Origin of the sequence: Streptomyces platensis (assembly GCF_008704855.1) — a bacterium.
Lineage (GTDB): Bacteria > Actinomycetota > Actinomycetes > Streptomycetales > Streptomycetaceae > Streptomyces > Streptomyces platensis.
This window is the reverse complement of record NZ_CP023691.1, coordinates 5,524,981-5,542,754: the sequence shown is the minus strand read 5'-3', so window position 1 is coordinate 5,542,754 and position 17,774 is coordinate 5,524,981. Positions and strand designations below refer to the sequence as shown.

General features: G+C 71.0%; 17 protein-coding genes. 9 read left to right on the top strand and 8 right to left on the bottom strand.

The features are described from left to right. Positions 1-31 precede the first annotated feature (31 nt). Entirely contained in the window at positions 32-1,297 is a 1,266-nt protein-coding gene (locus CP981_RS24665; protein WP_085924796.1) for a L,D-transpeptidase, read from the bottom strand. A 269-nt stretch (positions 1,298-1,566) separates the two neighbouring features. Next, on the bottom strand, positions 1,567-1,905 hold the full coding sequence (locus CP981_RS24660; RefSeq protein WP_235468339.1) for a hypothetical protein: 339 nt from the start codon (positions 1,903-1,905) through the stop codon (positions 1,567-1,569). Positions 1,906-2,014: 109 nt separating this feature from the next. On the opposite strand from CP981_RS24660, the gene CP981_RS24655 reads away from it, so the two are divergent. Beyond that, entirely contained in the window at positions 2,015-2,407 is a 393-nt protein-coding gene (locus CP981_RS24655; protein ID WP_085924719.1) for a hypothetical protein, read from the top strand. 40 nt (positions 2,408-2,447) lie between these two features. Here the strand turns inward: CP981_RS24655 and hutH are convergent, their stop codons facing one another. The 5 genes from hutH to CP981_RS24630 form a co-directional block, all read right to left on the bottom strand. Further along, positions 2,448-3,992 (bottom strand): histidine ammonia-lyase, encoded by a 1,545-nt coding sequence (hutH, locus tag CP981_RS24650; RefSeq protein ID WP_085924720.1) that lies wholly within the window; start codon positions 3,990-3,992, stop codon positions 2,448-2,450. Between the two features lie 106 nt (positions 3,993-4,098). Continuing rightward, on the bottom strand, positions 4,099-5,223 hold the full coding sequence (locus CP981_RS24645; RefSeq protein ID WP_085924798.1) for a GGDEF domain-containing protein: 1,125 nt from the start codon (positions 5,221-5,223) through the stop codon (positions 4,099-4,101). Positions 5,224-5,509: 286 nt separating this feature from the next. Further along, positions 5,510-6,316 carry an enoyl-CoA hydratase/isomerase family protein gene (locus tag CP981_RS24640; protein WP_085924721.1) on the bottom strand — a complete coding sequence of 269 codons (807 nt, stop codon included), beginning with the start codon at positions 6,314-6,316 and terminating at the stop codon, positions 5,510-5,512. Positions 6,317-6,504: 188 nt separating this feature from the next. Continuing rightward, positions 6,505-7,602, bottom strand: a complete 1,098-nt coding sequence (locus CP981_RS24635; protein ID WP_085924799.1) for an adenylate/guanylate cyclase domain-containing protein — start codon at positions 7,600-7,602, stop codon at positions 6,505-6,507. Positions 7,603-7,869: 267 nt separating this feature from the next. Continuing rightward, positions 7,870-8,814 (bottom strand): biotin--[acetyl-CoA-carboxylase] ligase, encoded by a 945-nt coding sequence (locus tag CP981_RS24630; protein WP_085924722.1) that lies wholly within the window; start codon positions 8,812-8,814, stop codon positions 7,870-7,872. A 131-nt stretch (positions 8,815-8,945) separates the two neighbouring features. On the opposite strand from CP981_RS24630, the gene CP981_RS24625 reads away from it, so the two are divergent. From CP981_RS24625 to CP981_RS24600, 7 genes are all read left to right on the top strand, one after another. Beyond that, complete coding sequence (locus CP981_RS24625) at positions 8,946-10,535, top strand: acyl-CoA carboxylase subunit beta (protein WP_085924723.1); 1,590 nt, start codon at positions 8,946-8,948, stop codon at positions 10,533-10,535. A 67-nt stretch (positions 10,536-10,602) separates the two neighbouring features. Next, on the top strand, positions 10,603-10,815 hold the full coding sequence (locus CP981_RS24620) for an acyl-CoA carboxylase epsilon subunit (RefSeq protein ID WP_085924724.1): 213 nt from the start codon (positions 10,603-10,605) through the stop codon (positions 10,813-10,815). 127 nt (positions 10,816-10,942) lie between these two features. After that, a complete protein-coding gene (mmpB, locus tag CP981_RS39230; protein WP_280116791.1) occupies positions 10,943-11,071 on the top strand; it encodes a morphogenic membrane protein MmpB in 129 nt (42 codons plus the stop codon). Positions 11,072-11,233: 162 nt separating this feature from the next. Beyond that, a complete protein-coding gene (locus CP981_RS24615; RefSeq protein ID WP_085924725.1) occupies positions 11,234-12,718 on the top strand; it encodes a peptidoglycan D,D-transpeptidase FtsI family protein in 1,485 nt (494 codons plus the stop codon). A 44-nt stretch (positions 12,719-12,762) separates the two neighbouring features. Beyond that, complete coding sequence (locus CP981_RS24610; RefSeq protein ID WP_085924726.1) at positions 12,763-13,374, top strand: nucleoside triphosphate pyrophosphatase; 612 nt, start codon at positions 12,763-12,765, stop codon at positions 13,372-13,374. A gap of 97 nt (positions 13,375-13,471) precedes the next feature. Next, complete coding sequence (locus CP981_RS24605; protein ID WP_085924727.1) at positions 13,472-14,302, top strand: MOSC domain-containing protein; 831 nt, start codon at positions 13,472-13,474, stop codon at positions 14,300-14,302. A 51-nt stretch (positions 14,303-14,353) separates the two neighbouring features. Beyond that, on the top strand, positions 14,354-14,917 hold the full coding sequence (locus CP981_RS24600; RefSeq protein WP_085924728.1) for a DJ-1/PfpI family protein: 564 nt from the start codon (positions 14,354-14,356) through the stop codon (positions 14,915-14,917). Positions 14,918-15,002: 85 nt separating this feature from the next. Here the strand turns inward: CP981_RS24600 and CP981_RS24595 are convergent, their stop codons facing one another. Further along, complete coding sequence (locus CP981_RS24595) at positions 15,003-15,467, bottom strand: hypothetical protein (protein WP_167536148.1); 465 nt, start codon at positions 15,465-15,467, stop codon at positions 15,003-15,005. 514 nt (positions 15,468-15,981) lie between these two features. Between CP981_RS24595 and CP981_RS24590 the strand changes: the two genes are divergently transcribed. Next, a complete protein-coding gene (locus tag CP981_RS24590; protein WP_085924729.1) occupies positions 15,982-17,751 on the top strand; it encodes an acetyl/propionyl/methylcrotonyl-CoA carboxylase subunit alpha in 1,770 nt (589 codons plus the stop codon). Positions 17,752-17,774 lie beyond the last annotated feature (23 nt).

Sequence of the window (17,774 nt, the reverse complement as noted above, 5' to 3'; positions counted from 1 at the left end):
GGGCGCCGGGCACCGCCGTCTCATCGGGGCGTCACTGCACCGCGCTGCCGGCCACCCACTGCGACCAGTCCATGTTCCAGCCGTTCAGGCCGTTGTCCGGCTTGACGCTCTTGTCGGGGGAGTTGACGACATCGACCACGTCACCGGTCTGCGAGTGGTCGAAGAACCAGGCGCCGTCCGTCTTGGAGTCCTTGGCGCCCTTGGCGTCCTCCAGGCCGATGCAGCCGTGGCTGGTGTTGGCCTTGCCGAAGATGCCCTTGCCCCAGTAGTTGCCGTGGATGAAGGTGCCGGAGCTGGTCAGGCGCATGGCGTGCGGCACATCGGGGATGTCGTACTCGCCCTTGCCGTTGTGCTTCTTGAAGCCGACCGTCGAACCGTTCATCCGGGTCTGCTTGAACCGTTCGGAGATGACCATCTTGCCGTTGTAGGTGGCGTGCTCGTCGCTGCCGGCCGAGATCGGAATGGTCTTGAGGGTCCGGCCGTCCCGCACCACGGTCATCTCGTGCGCCTTGGTGTCGACGGTGCTGATCTGCGAGTGGCCGACGTGGAAGCTGACGGTCTTGTTCTGGATGCCCTTGACGCCCGGTGACGCCTCGACGCCGTCCAGGCCGAGCTCCATGGTGACCTCGGAGTTCGCCTGCCAGTACTTCTGGGGGCGGAAGTCCAGCCGCTTGTCGTTGAACCAGTGGCCGACGACCTTCTGGTTGCTGCTCGACGCGATCTTGATCGCGGACTCCACGTCCGCCTTGTTCTTGACCGGCTTGTCGAAGTTGAGCGACACCGGCATGCCGACACCGACGGTCGAGCCGTCCTCCGGCGTGAAGTTTCCGATGAAGCTGTCCGTCGGGGCGACCGTGGTGAAGCTGGAGTTCTCCACCGCCTTGCGCCCCTGGGTGTCGACCGCATGCGCGGTGACCTTGTACTTCGTGGAGCGGCTGAGCGGCTGGTCCGGCTTCCAGGAGCTGCCGTCGGCGGACAGTGCGCCCTCGACCGGCTGCTTGGTCTCGACCGAGGTCATGGTGACATCGGTGAGCTTTCCGTCACTGACCGCGACACTCGCGTCGTTGAGACCCGTGTCGGTGGCGCCGTCCCCCGGGAGGATCGTGATCTTGGCGTCGGCGGCGTCCTTGGCCGCCGCCTCGTCCACCTGGCGGCTGTTCTCGTGCCGGGTGGCCTCAGCGCCACCGTCATGACCTCGGTCAGCCGCACTGCTGCCACCACACGCCGCAAGCGTGAGTACGCCCCCGAGCAGCGTGGCGCTGGCTATGAGGCCCTTCCGGCGCTTGCTGTCCGTCATCACACGCATCTCCATTGCTACTGATTTCGCACGTTTCCCCGAGCGAGCAGCCAACTGAACGCCGGCTCATATGGACGGCGGCATTCCGGCCGACGCCATTTGAACGCCTTTTCCGTTTCGCCCGTTCCATGCCTCCACAAAGTGTGGGGAAGGCCACTTATGGCCTGGACCGGTCAAACGGGGCTCATCCGGCACGGGCGCACCAGCCACGTAGTCGGCCCCCGTACGGCGGGGAGCCGTACGGGGGCCGTGGCCATCGGGGGCGCCGGTCAGCCCTCCCCGTCCGCGTCATCCGCCAGATCCCACTCCGCCGCGTCCCACTCGGCGTCCGGGTCGTAGTCGGTCAGTTCCTCGCTGCTCCAGGAGGCCTGTGCGAGTTCGGCGCCCGGCACCTTGGTGACGAGGTCGAACGGGTCGATCAGATGGGCCAGCGCCTCCGCCGGGTCCTCCCGGACCGTCTCCAGCGACTGTCTGCGCTCCTCGCCGGGCAGCGAGGGGTCCGCGTCGATGTGGTCGACGGCGGCGCCGGTCAGCCGGCCCGCGTCGGTGACCTCCATGATCAATTCGACATGAAGGCGCACAAACCGTGATGTCTCACCATTGCTCATAGCACGGAGGTTAGGCATGGACGACTCCCGACTTCCGCGCGACCCGCGGCGGTCATTAACATCTGAGGTCAACGGCCAATTTGCCGAACCCACAAGGGGGATCGCTTCCGTGACCGCACGACGACCGCTGTTGACCGCCACGGCCGCGGGATCGGTGCTGTTCGCCCTGTGGTTCGTACCCTCCGCCAATGCCACGGCGGACGATGACGGTGCGTCGGGTTCCGCACTGCGGGTGGCCTCCGCACCGGACGGTCCCGGCCTGGCCGACCGCGCGGTCAGCGAAGCGCAGGAGACCGTCAGCGGGTCCACGACGGCCACCTCGGACGACAGCAGTGCGGGCAGCGGAACCGGCGGTGGCCGGACCGCCGGCCGCCCGCACTTCCTCGCCGACACCGGCAGCCCGGACACCACGCCGTATGTGATCGGCGGCGCCGCCTGTCTCGCGCTCGGCGCCGGCCTGGTCAGCTACTCCGTCCGCCGCACCCACGGCGAGACCGGCTGAGAGACGGGGCCGGCGACGGCCCGCCGGCCCCCGGCCGCCGTCAGGCCAGCTCGCCGGTGACCGACTCCACGGCCGCCACCAGCTTCCCGCCCCGGACGAACGCATACGCGCTCTCCAGGTCCGGCGCCAGGAAGCGGTCCCCGCCCGGCCCCTGGACGCCCGCTCCGCGCACCGCGTCCAGTACGGCGCGGGTGGCGGGGGCCGGCGTCAGGCCCTCCCGCATCTCGATGGCACGGGTCGCCGCATAGAGCTCGACGGCGATGATCCGGGTCAGGTTGTCGACCGCGGTGCGCAGCTTGCGCGCCGCCGACCAGCCCATCGAGACATGGTCCTCCTGCATCGCGGAGGACGGGATGGAGTCCACCGAAGCGGGCGCGGCCAGCCGCTTGAGCTCGCTGACCAGCGCGGCCTGGGTGTACTGGGCGATCATCAGCCCGGAGTCGACACCCGGGTCACCGGCCAGGAAGGCGGGCAGCCCGTGCGAACGGTTCTTGTCCAGGAGGCGGTCGGTGCGGCGCTCGGCGATCGAGCCGAGGTCGGCGGCGGCGATGGCCAGGAAGTCGAGAACGTAGGCGACCGGGGCGCCGTGGAAGTTGCCGTTGGACTCGACCCGGCCGTCCGGGAGGACCACGGGGTTGTCGACGGCGGCGGCCAGCTCCCGGTCGGCGACCAGACGGGCGTGGTCGAGGGTGTCCCGGCCGGCGCCGGCGACCTGCGGGGCGCAGCGGATGGAGTAGGCGTCCTGGACGCGCGGGGCGTCGTCCTGATGGTGACCGGTGAACTCCGAACCGGCCAGCACCTTGGCCATGTTGGCGGCCGCGGCGGCCTGCCCGGGGTGCGGACGGATGGCGTGCAGCTCGGGCGCGAGGACCTTGTCCGTGCCGAGCAGCGCCTCCAGGGAGAGCGCCGCGGTGATGTCCGCCGAGGTGAACAGCCGGGCGAGATCGGCGCAGGCCATCACGAGCATGCCGAGCATGCCGTCGGTGCCGTTGAGGAGGGCCAGGCCCTCCTTCTCGCGCAGTTCGACGGGCTCGATGCCGTGCACGGCGAGCAGCTCGGCGGCCGGCCGTACGACGCCGTCGGGGCCTTCCGCGTCACCCTCGCCCATCAGCGCCAGCGCACAGTGCGAGAGCGGCGCCAGGTCGCCGGAGCAGCCGAGCGAGCCGTATTCGTGGACGACGGGCGTGATGCCGGCGTTCAGGAGCGCGGCCATCGTCTCGACGACCAGCGGGCGGACGCCGGTGTGCCCGGAGGCGAGCGTCTTGAGCCGCAGGAACATCAGCGCGCGGACGACCTCCCGCTCGACCCGCGGGCCCATCCCGGCCGCGTGGGAACGCACGATGTTGCGCTGGAGCTGGACCCGCAGCTCGGGGCTGATGTGGCGGACGGCGAGGGCACCGAAGCCGGTGGAGACGCCGTAGACGGGGTCGGGCTTGGCGGCGAGTTCGTCGATGAAGGCGCGGGAGGTGGCGACGGCCGTGAGGGCTTCCTCGGACAGCTCGATCCGGGCCGCGCCGCGGGCCACCGCGATGACGTCCTGTGCGGTCGTGCCGGACGTCCCCAGCACCACAGTGTGCATATCCATATTCAGGCACCCTAGAGACTGAATCGCCGGATGTCACCACCGGATTTCGGGATCACCCCTTACCGATCTCCGCGACGGACCGGTGGCCCCGCGCGGGCAGACCTCCTCACCTCCGGAAGCGCCGGCGCTCCGGCCCCGTCCGCCGGTCCGGGGCGTCCGCGAGCCGGACGACCGGGTCGTCCTTGCCCCCGTGCCGCCCGGCGATCACCGGCTCGCCGGACCGCGCCGCCTTGGCCTTGTACTGCGCGGCGTCCGCGAGCCGGAAGAGCCGGCGGGCGCTGCGCACCGGGCCGATCGGGTCCCCGGTCGAGGCGACCCCGACCGCGACCCCCTCCCCGAGGTCCAACTCCCCCGCGCGGTCGCACAGTTCACCGGCCACCTTGACCACCTCGTCGGCCGGCGGCCCCACCGCGAGCAGACAGAACTCGTCGCCGCCGAGCCGGGCGACGAGAGTGCCCGGCAGCATCGCGCCGCACAACGACAGCACCGAGCCGAAGCGCTCCAGCAGACGGTCGCCGACCGCATGGCCGCGGGAGTCGTTCACCCGCTTCAGCCCGTTGAGATCGCACACCACCAGGCTGACCACCACCTCGTCCCGGCGGTGCAGCTCCAGCGCCTCGTCCAGCCGCATATCGACGGCACGGCGGTTGGCCAGGCCGGTCAGCGCGTCGGTGAAGGCCAGCCGGCGGGCCTCCGCCAGCCGCTCGGTCTGCGCGATCCCGGCGGCCGTCACCGCGGCCAGCACACTCGCGAAGTCGGCGTCCGCCCGGCCGAAGACCGGCTCCCCCGTTCGCCGCGCGACATACAGCTCGCCCCAGGCCCGCCCGTGCAGCACGATCGGCGCCACCACACAGCAGCCCCGGCCGCGGCGGCGCAGCGCGGCCATCCGCTGGCGGTTGCCGCCACCGCCCCCGGCCGGCCCCTCCTCCGGCACCCGCGGCGCCGGGGCGTGCACCCCCTCGGCGGTCTCCACCCAGGCGCTGGGCTCGCCGCCGCCCGCCCACTGCTCGTGCAGAAAGCCGACGATCTCCGGGAATTCATGGACGGGGTAGCTCTCGTCGTCCGGGAACTCCTCCTCACCCTCGGCGAGTTCGCCGGTATTGACCAGCACCCGCAGCTTCCCCAGCTCGCGCTCCCATTTCGAGATCGCCGCGAAGGAGCCGCCCAGGGCCTGGCGCACCCCCAGCGCCGCGGCGTGCGCCGATTCGCGCGGCGTGTGCGCGGCCGCCATCGCCTGCGCCAGCTCCACCACTGCCCGCAGCCTCGCATCGCCCTCGCCCGCCACCGGATCCTCGCATTCCGTCACCGTGAGCACGCTCTGTACTACAGCGTAGGAATGTTTAACCCCTTTCGCCCCTTTCCGTGCGCGATCGACACCCGGGCGTTATGCGCGTCGTTCCTGGTCGGAGGTCAGGGAGGCGCGCGGGAGGGGCGCAAGCGACTCCATTACGGTGAGTAACTACGCGCAAACCTTCCGGAAGGCCCGGCACTCGCACGACGGCCACCCCTCGCCCGCCTCACTCCCCGGGCCACTCCGGATCCCGCTTCTCATTGAAGGCCGCCACGCCCTCCGCCCGGTCCCCGGAGAAGGCCACACTGCGCCAGGCGCCGTCCTCCAGGTCCAGGCCGGCCCGCAGATCCAGCCCGTGCCCCAGCCGCATGGCGCGCTTGGCGGCCCGCAGCCCGACCGGCGAATTGCGGGCGATCCGGGCCGCCAGCTCCAGCGCCTCGGCCCGGTCCTGCCCGTCCGCCGCCAGCTGGTCGACCAGGCCCAGCTCCACGGCCTCGGGCGCCGGCACCCGCCGCGCGGTGAACACCAGCTCGGCCGCCCGCGCCGCGCCCACCCGGCGCGGCAGCAGCTGGGTCCCCCCGCCGCCCGGGATGACGCCCACCGACACCTCCGGCAGCCCGACCACGGCCGTTCCGTCGGCGACGATCAGATCGCAGGCCAGCGCCAGCTCGAAGCCGCCACCGAGCGCGAAGCCGTGCACTGCGGCGATGGTCGGCACCGGCAGTTCCAGTACGCCCGTGTAGGCGGCCCGGGTGTGCGGGCGCTGGCGCATCAGGTCGGCGTCCGTGAAGGAGTTGCGCTCCTTGAGGTCGGCGCCCACGCAGAACGCCCGCTCATGGGTGGAGGTGAGGACCACCGCCCGTACGGAGCGGTCCGCGGCCAGCTCGGCGCAGGCCTGCGCCAGGCTGTCGGCCATGGCCGTCGAGACGGCGTTCATGGCCTTGGGGCGGTCCATGACCAGCTCCGCCACGAAGCCGTGCCGCTCGACGGCGACCCAGCCCTCCGCACCGAACAGCTGCCGTTCCCGTTGCATACAGCCCTCCCTGTTAACGGTCGTTGACCTGACAGGGGGATCATGTCAGCCGACGGCCCGGAGGAACAGGACAGGCTTTCGTCTGTGGATAACCGGGCTGTGGACAACCGCGGCGCGGCACCGTCACCGGACCGGCGACCGGCCGCATGACGCGGTCCCGGCCCGGGGCCCGGTGACCGGGCGCCAGGTCAGTCGCGGCGGTTCAGCAGCCAGGGCTCGACGACGCCCAGGCCGCGCACCGGGCGCTGCCACATCGGCTGGAGGGCGAAGCGGTAGGTCGGGGGCGGGGCGCCGGTGCCCTCCTCCGCCGCCTTCTCCGCCGCCGCGGCATCGGCCTCGGAGACCGGGGCGTCACCGATCCGGCCCAGCTCCTCGGCGAACGCCTGGTCCACCAGGACGGTGTCCTTCGGCGCTATCGACGTGAGGCGGCTGGCGAGATTGACGGTCGTCCCGAACACATCGCCCATCCGGGTCGTGACCGTGCCGAACGCGATACCGACCCGCAGCTCCGGCATCGTCTCGTCGTGGGCCATCGTCTCGATCAGCCGCAGCCCGATCTCGGCGGCGATACCGGCGTCATCGGCGGCGAAGAGGACCTCGTCGCCGAGGGTCTTGATGAGCCGGCCGCCGTGCGCGGCCACCAGGTCGGAGCAGGTGGTCTCGAACGCCTCCACCAGCTCGCCCAGTTCCTCGTCCTCCAGGCGGCGGGTCAGCCGGGTGAAGCCCACCAGGTCGGCGAACCCGACGGCCAGACGGCGGTCGACCATCTCGGCGTCGTCCTGGGCCCGTACGACCCGGCCGGTGGCGGCGGCGAGCTGGCGCCGCCAGACGTAGACGAGGAACTCCTCCAGCTCGGGGAGCAGCAGCTCGACCAGCGGATAGGTGATCTCCGTACGGGTCAGGCCGGAGTCCTGGGGCTCGGTGAGGCCCTCCAGGAAGGAGTCGATCTGCCAGTCGGCCAGTCGGGCGGTGGTCTGGCCCGTGGACCGGGCGACCTGGATGGCCATGGCCTCACTGAGCAGTCCGGCCTCGACCAGACCAGCGAGGCGGCGCAGGGCCAGCACATCGGCCTCGGTCAGGGCCTTGACCTGGCCGATGTCGGCGAAGCCCATGGCGCGCCAGAAGCGGGCCGCGAGGTCCATCGAGACGCCGGCGCCGCGGGCCGCCTGGAACGGCGTGTAGCGGCGGTCGGCGCCGAGGATGAGTTGTTCGAGGCGGACGGCGATGTTGTTCTCGTCGCCCTCGTCCCCGGCCCCTGGGGGGTCGTCGACGGGGATGTTGCTCACTGCCTCGTCCTCGGTGTCCGTGTCGCGCGAGGCGGCGCCCGAGTCGTCGGCGGTCACCGGCCGCTCCCTGTCCGATCCCTGCGCACTGCCCTTCCGATCACTGCTCGCCGGTGGCCCGCTCCCTGGCGGACCGCCTCAACGATACGGCAGGTGTGCTCTGGCTCACTCTCACATGTCGGCTCTGACCAAGGAAGAGGCGGGCCCGCGTCGGCGCGGCGGGTGGCGTGATACAGGGGCCCGAGCCGGGGGCGCGGGCCTCGTCCGGGCTCACGGTTCCGGGGAGTCGTCGCCTCCGGGCGGCCCGGACGCCGTGGCGCGCAGATGGATGATGTCGCCGGCGCCCACCGGGTGCCGTACGCCGTTCGCGGTGGCCAGGACCAGGCGGCCGTCGGCGTCGATGGCCACGGCCTCGCCGGTGAGGGCGGTGTCACCGGGGAGTTCGGCGCGTACGGAGCGGCCCAGGGTGGCGCAGCCCGCCGCGTAGGTCTCCTGGAGGCGGCTGGCGCCGGGGTCACCTACGGCGGACTGCCAGGTGGCGTACCACTCCTCCAGCGAGCGGAGCACGGCGCGCAGCAGCGGGTCGCGGTCGGTGGTGCGGGCGCCCGCCAGGGCCAGGGAGCCGGCGGTGGGCACCGGGAGTTCGCCGGCGGTGAGGGAGACGTTCAGGCCGATGCCGATGACGACGCCGGAGCCGGCCCGCTCGGCGAGGATGCCGCCCACCTTGCGCTCGCCGGTGCCGGGGGTCCCGTCCGGGCCCGCGGCGTCGGCGTCCCCGGGGCAGCTGACCAGGATGTCGTTGGGCCACTTGAGGGCCGTGTCGATACCGGCCGTCCGGGACAGGGCGGTCGCGGTGGCGACTCCGGTGAGCAGCGGGAGCCAGCCCCAGCGCTGCACGGGGACCCGGGGCGTGAGGTAGACGGAGAAGAAGAGGCCGGAGCGCGGGGGCGCCGACCAGCTGCGGTTGAGCCGGCCGCGGCCGGCGGACTGTTCCTCGGCCACCAGGACGGCGCCCTCCTCCACCTCTCCCTTGGCCGCGCGGGCCGCCAGGTCGGTGTTGGTGGAGCCGGTCGCGGGGACGACGTCCAGGGCGGTCCAGAGCGCACCGGGGCGTACCAGGGCGCGGCGCAACGCCGTGGCGTTCAGCGGCGGGCGGCCCAGATCGCTCCAGCGGCCGGCATCTTTGTCCTGGTTTTCCGGTGGTTGAGGCGTCATGGGGACAGCCTAGGTGTGGTCAACGACGCAGTGCCGCTGAGCAGTCCCGCCGATACGCTACGGATCGGTAGCCAAACCCGTACCACCCTCAGTACGAGCACCAGTCCAGGACGAGCAGGAGCCGCATCCCGATGTCCGAGCCGGAAGCAAACATCCACACCACCGCGGGCAAGTTGGCGGATCTGCAACGGCGGATCGAAGAAGCCACCCATGCCGGTTCCGCCCGTGCCGTGGAGAAGCAGCACGCGAAGGGCAAGTTGACGGCGCGTGAGCGCATCGATCTGCTGCTGGACGAGGGCTCGTTCGTCGAGCTGGACGAGTTCGCGCGGCACCGGTCGACGAATTTCGGGCTGGACCGGACCCGCCCGTACGGCGACGGTGTGGTGTCCGGCTACGGCACGGTCGACGGCCGTCCGGTGGCCGTCTTCTCCCAGGACTTCACGGTCTTCGGCGGGGCGCTGGGCGAGGTCTTCGGCGAGAAGATCGTCAAGGTGATGGACTTCGCGCTCAAGACCGGTTGCCCGGTCATCGGCATCAACGACTCCGGTGGCGCGCGCATCCAGGAGGGCGTGGCCTCGCTGGGCATGTACGGCGAGATCTTCCGCCGCAACACCCATGCCTCGGGCGTGATCCCGCAGATCAGCCTGATCGTCGGCCCGTGTGCGGGCGGTGCGGTCTACTCCCCCGCCATCACCGACTTCACGGTCATGGTGGACCAGACCTCGCACATGTTCATCACCGGTCCCGATGTCATCAAGACGGTGACCGGCGAGGACGTCGGCTTCGAGGAGCTGGGCGGCGCCCGTACGCACAACACCACCTCGGGCGTGGCGCACCACATGGCGGGTGACGAGAAGGACGCCATCGAGTACGTCAAGGGGCTGCTGTCCTACCTGCCGTCCAACAACCTCTCCGAGGCGCCCGCCTTCCCGGAGGAGGCGGACCTGGAGACCTCGGACACCGACCGCGAGCTGGACGCGCTGATCCCGGATTCGGCCAATCAGCCGTACGACATGCATGTCGCGATCGAGCATGTCCTGGACGACCACGAATTCCTGGAGACCCAGGCACTGTTCGCGCCGAACATCCTGACCGGCTTCGGGCGGGTCGAGGGGCATGCGGTCGGTGTGGTCGCCAACCAGCCGATGCAGTTCGCGGGCATCCTGGACATCAAGGCCTCGGAGAAGGCCGCGCGGTTCGTGCGGACCTGCGACGCGTTCAACGTCCCGGTGATCACCTTCGTGGACGTGCCCGGCTTCCTGCCCGGCACCGACCAGGAGTACGACGGGATCATCCGGCGCGGCGCCAAGCTGATCTACGCGTACGCGGAGGCCACGGTCCCGCTGATCACGGTCATCACCCGCAAGGCGTTCGGTGGCGCGTACGACGTCATGGGCTCCAAGCACCTGGGTGCGGACCTCAACCTGGCCTGGCCGACCGCGCAGATCGCCGTCATGGGCGCACAGGGCGCGGTCAACATCCTGCACCGCCGCACGCTGGCCGCGATCGAGGACCCGGCCGCGCAGGACGAGCGGCGCCAGGAGCTGATCCAGGAGTACGAGGACACCCTGCTCAACCCGTATGTCGCGGCCGAGCGCGGGTACGTCGACGCGGTGATCATGCCGTCCGAGACGCGCCGGCACATCGTCCGCGGGCTGCGCACCCTGCGGAACAAGCGCGAGGCGCTGCCGCCGAAGAAGCACGGCAACATCCCGCTCTGACCGGCAGAACCAGCGGAACCAGCGGAACCAGCCGAACCAGCGGAACCGGCGAAGGGAGCCGTTCTCGATGATCAAGGTCGTACGGGGCAATCCGACCCCTGAGGAGCTGGCCGCCGCACTGGCGGTGGTTCAGGCCCGCGCGGCGGCCGCCGCTGCCGTCGCGCCCGGAACGACGGACCGCGGCACCGAGTGGTCGGACCCCGCGTCCACGGTTCCGGCGCGGGCCCGTATGCCGCATCCGGGGCCGCGGGCCTGGCGGACGAGTTACTGGCCGCATTGACCGGCTGACACCGGGTGGCCATCGGGCCGCCAGGTCGGTGCATAGTGCATTGACTAGTCCCTTTACCCCGTGGCGCCTGAGTACGCGTACTCAGGCGCCACGTGCGTCATGGGCACAGGATCGATACATGCTGTGGTCAGATCCGCCCGATGAGCCTCCTGAGGAGCTGCGCGATGTGCAGGCCAAGCTCCGACGGATGGGCATCGTGCTGGCTGTGGTCGCGGTGGTGCTGATGGTCCTGCTCACGGGGTGGTAGCCGCCCCCGTACGCGGGGCACCTCGCTGTTCCCGCTACCGGAGAGGCGACGCTCACAGCTCCCTTCTGCAACCGCTTCCCCCGATTTCCCTTCTTTCTCTCTTGACAGCGCAATTCGGGCGTCCGGCCGCCCGGGCGGCAGCCGGACGGAAGTGGGAGAGCGATGAACAGGCCGCTGAGGCATATAGCCGTCTTCTGCGGGGTGCTGGTGCTGGCCCTGCTGGCGCGTGCGACATGGGTCCAGTTCGTCCAGGCCGACGAGCTCGCCAACGACCCGCACAACCGCCGCGTCAAGATCGAGGCGTTCTCCTACCCGCGCGGCAACATCATCGTCGGCGGCAAGCCGATCACCGGGTCGGTGGCGACCTCCGGTGACTTCAAGTACAAGCGGACGTACAAGGACGGCCCGATGTACGCGCCGGTCACCGGCTTCGCCTCCCAGGCCCAGGGAACGACCTTCCTGGAAGGCATCTACAACAAGGTGCTCAGTGGCAAGGACGACCGGCTCGCCCTCAAGAACGCCAAGGACATCCTCACCGGCGAGAAGCCGCGCGGCGGCGATGTGATCACCACCATCGACCCCAAGGCGCAGAAGGCCGCGTACAAGGGCCTGACCGACCTCAACGCCAAGGGCGCGGTGGTCGCGCTCGACCCGCGCAACGGCAGGGTCCTCGCGCTCGCCTCCACCCCCTCCTACGACCCGTCGGTCTTCACCGGCATCTCCAACGCCGAGGGCGCGAAGTTCAAGGCGCTGGACGCCAAGAAGTCCAAGCCGCTGAACAACCGGGCGCTGCGCGAGACCTACCCGCCCGGCTCCACCTTCAAGATCCTCACCGCGGCGGCGGCCCTGGAGCACGGTGTGGTCTCCGACATCAACGCGTCGTCGGGAGCACCCGCCCCGTACCAGCTGCCGCAGAGCACCACGAAGGTCGGGAACGATGTCGCGGGCGCACCCTGCGACAAGGCCTCGCTCAAGACCGGTATGCAGTGGTCCTGCAACAACGTCTTCCTCGACGCCGCGCTCAAGGTCGGCAAGGACAAGATGCGCGAGACCGCCCAGAAGTTCGGCTTCAACGAGAACGTCTACGACGAGGACCTCGGCGACCTGCTGGCCACCAAGAGCCTCTACCCGGAGAAGCTCGACAAGCCGCAGACCGCGCTGACCGGTATGGGCCAGGGCAGCCTCACCAGCACCCCGATGCAGATGGCGATGGTGGCCGCCGGTCTCGCCAACGACGGCAAGGTGATGATGCCGCACCTGGTCGACGAGGTGCGCGGCTCCGACCTGTCGACGCTGGAGAAGGCCGAGCCGAAGCTGATGTCCCAGGCCGTCTCCGCCGACACCGCGAAGAAGGTGCAGGAGATGATGGAGTACACCGTCGACAAGGGCACCGCCGAGAAGGCCGCGATCGACGGGGTGACCGTCGGCGGCAAGACCGGCACCGCCCAGCACGGCGCGAACGTCAACGACGAGCGCCCCTACGCCTGGTTCGTCTCCTACGCCAAGCAGAGCGACGGCAGCTCCCCGGTCGCGGTCGCCGTCTTCGTCGACCCCTCGGAGATGGACATCCCCCGGTCGGAGATCGCCGGCGGCAAGCTGGGCGGGCCGATCGCGAAGTCGGTCATGCAGGCGGTGCTCAACAAGTAGTCCGGGGGCCCGCGGGGCGGCGGGGGCTCCGTACGATGGCGGGCATGACCGAAGAGTCCCGCCCCCGCCGTCTTGTCCTCGCCTCCCAGTCCCCCGCCCGGCTGGCCCTGCTGCGCCAGGCCGGGCTGGCCCCCGAGGTCATCGTCAGCGGCGTCGATGAGGACGCGCTCACCGCGCCCACGCCCGGTGAGCTGGCCCGCGTCCTGGCCGAGGCCAAGGCCGAGGCGGTGGCCGGCCGCCCGGAGGCCGCCGGCGCGCTGGTCGTCGGCTGCGACTCGGTGCTGGAGCTGGACGGGCGGGCGCTCGGCAAGCCCGTCGACGCCGAGGACGCCACCGCCCGCTGGAAGTCCATGCGCGGCCGCTCCGGCATCCTCCAGACCGGCCACTGCGTGATCGACACCGCGACCGGCCGCCGGGTGGCCGCCACCGCCTCGACCACGGTCCGTTTCGGCGAGCCGACCGACGAGGAGATCGCCGCGTACGTGGAAAGCGGCGAACCGCTGTTCGTCGCCGGCGCCTTCACCCTCGACGGCCGCTCCGCCCCCTTCATCGACGGCATCGACGGCGACCCCGGCAATGTCATCGGCCTCTCCCTGCCGCTGCTGCGCCGGCTGCTCGCCGACCTGGACGTCGCGATCACGGATCTGTGGACCTGAGCCTCCCGCTTCCGCCGGCCGTCCGGCCGAGGGTCGAGAAACGGCCAGAGACGGCAAAGGCGAGCACGGGCAGGCTCCCGGTACCTACGCTGCCCGTATGGCAACCGTTGTCGAACTGATCAGCTACCCCGTCAAGGGCTGCGCCGGTGTCCCGGCGACCGAGGCGGAGCTCACCCCGGCCGGCCTCGCCCACGACCGCAGCTTCCTGGTCGTCGGGCCCGAAGGCGTCTTCCGCAGCCAGCGCACCGACCCCCGGCTGGCGGTGATCCGGCCGGCGGTCGAGGCCGGCGGGGCGCACCTCACCCTGCACGCGCCGGACTGCGACCCCCTCCACCTGGACGTCGACACCGGCACCGGCTCGGCGGCGCGGTCCGAGGTCGAGATGTTCGGAACGCCGTACCGCGCGGTCGACCAGGGGGACCGGGTGGCGGGCTGGCTGTCCGAAGTCCTGGGCGCGGAGAGCCGGCTGGTGCGCGTACCGCCGGAGCACGACCGGGTGACCGACGGACTCACCCCCGGCACCTCCGGCTTCGCCGACAGCAGCGCCGTGCATGTCCTCTCCCGGGCCACCCTCGACGACCTCAACCGCCGGATCGCCGCCGCCGGCCGCACCCCGGTCCCGATGGACCGTTTCCGGCCCAACCTCGTGGTGGACGGCTGGGAAGCGCCGCAGACCGAGGACCGGGCGCGCCAGGTCACCGTCGGCGGCGGGATGCTGGGCTTCACCAAACTGGCCATCCGCTGCGCGGTCACCCTCGTCAACCAGCAGACGGGCGGCAAGGCCGGGCCCGAACCGCTGCGCACGCTCGCCGCGTACCGGCGGGTGCCCGAGGGCGGGGTGGCGTTCGGATCGAAGTTCGCGGTGGTGGGGACCGGAAAGGTGACGGTGGGCGACGCATTCGAGGTCACCGAGTGGGGAACCGATTGACCCGAAACGACTCGATCGCCCCGGTCGGGTCCGTCATGAGGAGTCCGCACCATGCCGAAGATCCTGCTCATCGCCGGTGACGCCACCGAGGACCTGGAGTTCTTCTACCCCTACCAGCGGCTGCTGGAGGAGGGCTACGAGCCCCGGATCGCGGCCCTCACCCGCAAGAAGCTCCAGTTCGTCGTCCATGACTTCGTCGACAACTTCGACACCTACGTCGAACGCGAGGGCCACTCCTGGCCGGCCGACCTCGCGCTGTCCGAAGTCGATCCGGCCGACTACGCGGCACTGGTGCTCCCCGGCGGCCGGGCACCCGAATACCTCCGCAACGACCCCGACTACCGCCGCGTCGTCACCCACTTCTTCGACGCCGACAAGCCCGTCGCCCACATCTGCCACGCGGCCCTCTCGCTGGCCCCGCTCGGCGTCCTCAAGGGCCGCCGCACCTCCGCCTACCCGGCCTGCGCACCGGACGTGGAGATGGGCGGCGGCACCTTCGTCGACGGCGCCGCGGTGGTCGACGGCAAGGTCGTCTCGGCCCGCGCCTGGCCCGACCACCCCGAGTGGATGCGGGCGTTCCTGGAGGTGCTGCGGGAGCATGCGCCGGTGAAGTAGCGGCCGGGCCGATCCGCCCCGGGACAGGGGGAGTTCGCGCCTGGCCGGGGCGCTCGGCCGCGCCGCCGGACGGGAAGCCAGGGGATCAGGCGGAGGTGGGGGCCACCGGCGGTCCGCCGTTCGGGGTGTTTTCCGCGTTTCCGCGCGCGTCCCCCGAAAAGCCCTCGCCATACGCCATCAGCGTCAGCACCAGCAGCGCCAGCACGGCCATCATCGCGAGGAAGGCGACCCAGCCGACCAGACCGACGGCGAAGGCGCCCAGCATGCCGTGCACCACCGCACAGCTGATGAGGGCGATCCGGGTGAAGCCGCCGGGGGCGCGGTCGCGCAGGGCGCAGCGGAGCAGAACCACGGCACAGAACAGCAGGTAGAGACCGAAGAGAATGCCCCCTACCCAGGAGCCGGTGGACATCGCGCGGGGCTGGAGCCCGGCCAGCGACATCTGCTGGCGGTCCACGACGATGCTCAGAATCCAGTTCAGCAGCACGATCCCGAACGCCTCCAGGATCAGTACCACCGCCGCGGCCAAGGCCACCGGCCGTCGTGCCACCCGCACCCCGTCCACCCACTTCCACCGTTCGCCCCGCCCGATGCGCCATGTGGGCGCCTGTTGCCGCCGTTACTCCGGTTACCCATGGGTACCGGAAGACATCGGGCACGCTACTGGGGGTCCCCCCTGCTCGTGAAGAGCTTGGGGGAGGGTAATAGCTGGGGCAAGGGTTGTGCACGGGTCGGTGTGGACGACTGCGGGCAAGAGGGCGACGGCGCGCCGACGGGCGGAGTCGACCGCAAAGTTTCCTTCGCCCATTCGTAGGGACTCCACAAAGAATTGACGATCCGCTGGACGCCCGAAGTTCGAGACCTAAGCCACACCAGGACCCGAGCCGGAGCCCAGGAATCCGGGCCTACCCTGGGATACCAGGGGACTTAGGTTCCTCACTGGCGCCCCGAGCACACTCCGTGTGGGCAAGCTCACCCCAGGGAACGGGTCGGCACGCGGTGTCGCCAGTCCCTAAAATCGCGGCATCCAATAGATGCGGCGAAGCGCCAAGGAAGGACCCATCGTGCGCAAGGTGCTCATCGCCAACCGTGGCGAAATCGCTGTTCGCGTTGCCCGTGCTTGCCGGGACGCGGGGATCGGCAGCGTAGCCGTCTACGCCGACCCCGACCGGGACGCACTGCACGTACGCGCGGCAGACGAGGCGTACGCCTTGGGCGGTGACACTCCTGCCACCAGTTACCTGGACATCGCCAAGGTCCTGGCTGCCGCCGCCGATTCGGGCGCGGACGCCATCCACCCCGGGTACGGCTTCCTGTCGGAGAACGCCGAGTTCGCCCAGGCCGTCCTGGACGCCGGGCTGACGTGGATCGGCCCGCCCCCGCAGGCCATCCGTGACCTCGGCGACAAGGTCGCCGCCCGGCACATCGCCCAGCGCGCCGGTGCGCCGCTGGTCGCCGGCACGCCCGACCCGGTCTCCGGCTCGGAGGAGGTCGTGGCCTTCGCCAAGGAGCACGGCCTGCCCATCGCCATCAAGGCGGCCTTCGGTGGCGGCGGCCGCGGTCTGAAGGTGGCCCGGACGCTCGAAGAGGTTCCGGAGCTGTATGACTCCGCGGTGCGCGAGGCGGTGGCCGCGTTCGGCCGCGGCGAGTGCTTCGTCGAGCGTTACCTGGACCGTCCGCGGCATGTCGAGACCCAGTGCCTGGCCGACAAGCACGGCAATGTGGTCGTGGTCTCGACCCGTGACTGCTCGCTCCAGCGCCGCCACCAGAAGCTGGTGGAGGAGGCCCCGGCCCCGTTCCTGACGGAGGAGCAGAACGCCGAGCTGTACCGCGCGTCCAAGGCCATCCTCAAGGAGGCCGCCTACGAGGGCGCCGGTACCTGCGAATTCCTCGTCGGCCAGGACGGCACGATCTCCTTCCTGGAGGTCAACACCCGGCTCCAGGTCGAGCACCCGGTCACCGAGGAGGTCACCGGCCTGGACCTGGTCCGGGAGATGTTCCGGATCGCCGACGGCGAGAAGCTCGGCTACGACGACCCGGCGGTCCGCGGCCACTCCTTCGAGTTCCGGATCAACGGCGAGGACCCGGGCCGCAACTTCCTCCCGGCCCCCGGCTCGGTCACGAGGTTCGACGCGCCGTCCGGCCCCGGTGTCCGTCTGGACGCGGGCGTGGAGTCCGGCAGCGTCATCGGCCCGGCCTGGGACTCGCTGCTGGCCAAGCTGATCGTCACCGGCGCCACGCGTCAGCAGGCCCTCCAGCGCGCCGCGCGGGCGCTGGCGGAGTTCACCGTCGAGGGCATGGCCACCGCCATCCCCTTCCACCGCACGGTCGTCCAGGACCCGGCGTTCGCCCCCGAACTCACCGGCTCCAGCGACCCGTTCACGGTCCACACCCGCTGGATCGAGACCGAGTTCGTCAACGAGATCCCCCCGTTCGCCGCACCCGGCGCGGACGAGGGTGAGGCCGACAGCCGCGAGACGGTCGTCGTCGAGGTCGGCGGCAAGCGCCTGGAGGTCTCGCTGCCGTCCTCGCTGGGCATGCCGCTGGCCCGGGCCGCGGTCGCCGGCGGTGCCAAGCCGAAGCGGAAGGCCGCCAAGAAGTCCGGCAGCGCCGCCTCCGGCGATGCGCTCGCCTCCCCGATGCAGGGCACCATCGTCAAGGTCGCCGTCGAGGAGGGCCAGCAGGTCACCGAGGGTGAGCTGGTCGTCGTGCTGGAGGCCATGAAGATGGAGCAGCCGCTCAACGCGCACCGCTCCGGCACCATCAAGGGCCTGACCGCCGAGGTCGGCGCCGCGCTCACATCCGGCGCGGTGATCTGCGAGATCAAGGACTGACCCGACGGCGTTCCGCCAGACGG

Excerpts from the sequence above, each read along its gene's own strand:
- mmpB (WP_280116791.1), top strand. The coding sequence starts at position 10,943 with ATGCTGTGGTCAGATCCGCCCGATGAGCCTCCTGAGGAGCTGCGCGAT.
- CP981_RS24620 (WP_085924724.1), top strand. The coding sequence starts at position 10,603 with ATGATCAAGGTCGTACGGGGCAATCCGACCCCTGAGGAGCTGGCCGCC.
- CP981_RS24610 (WP_085924726.1), top strand. The coding sequence starts at position 12,763 with ATGACCGAAGAGTCCCGCCCCCGCCGTCTTGTCCTCGCCTCCCAGTCC.
- CP981_RS24665 (WP_085924796.1), bottom strand. The coding sequence starts at position 1,297 with ATGACGGACAGCAAGCGCCGGAAGGGCCTCATAGCCAGCGCCACGCTG.
- CP981_RS24625 (WP_085924723.1), top strand. The coding sequence starts at position 8,946 with ATGTCCGAGCCGGAAGCAAACATCCACACCACCGCGGGCAAGTTGGCG.
- hutH (WP_085924720.1), bottom strand. The coding sequence starts at position 3,992 with ATGGATATGCACACTGTGGTGCTGGGGACGTCCGGCACGACCGCACAG.
- CP981_RS24660 (WP_235468339.1), bottom strand. The coding sequence starts at position 1,905 with ATGAGCAATGGTGAGACATCACGGTTTGTGCGCCTTCATGTCGAATTG.
- CP981_RS24630 (WP_085924722.1), bottom strand. The coding sequence starts at position 8,814 with ATGACGCCTCAACCACCGGAAAACCAGGACAAAGATGCCGGCCGCTGG.
- CP981_RS24645 (WP_085924798.1), bottom strand. The coding sequence starts at position 5,223 with ATGGCGGCCGCGCACACGCCGCGCGAATCGGCGCACGCCGCGGCGCTG.
- CP981_RS24640 (WP_085924721.1), bottom strand. The coding sequence starts at position 6,316 with ATGCAACGGGAACGGCAGCTGTTCGGTGCGGAGGGCTGGGTCGCCGTC.
- CP981_RS24600 (WP_085924728.1), top strand. The coding sequence starts at position 14,354 with ATGCCGAAGATCCTGCTCATCGCCGGTGACGCCACCGAGGACCTGGAG.
- CP981_RS24615 (WP_085924725.1), top strand. The coding sequence starts at position 11,234 with ATGAACAGGCCGCTGAGGCATATAGCCGTCTTCTGCGGGGTGCTGGTG.
- CP981_RS24605 (WP_085924727.1), top strand. The coding sequence starts at position 13,472 with ATGGCAACCGTTGTCGAACTGATCAGCTACCCCGTCAAGGGCTGCGCC.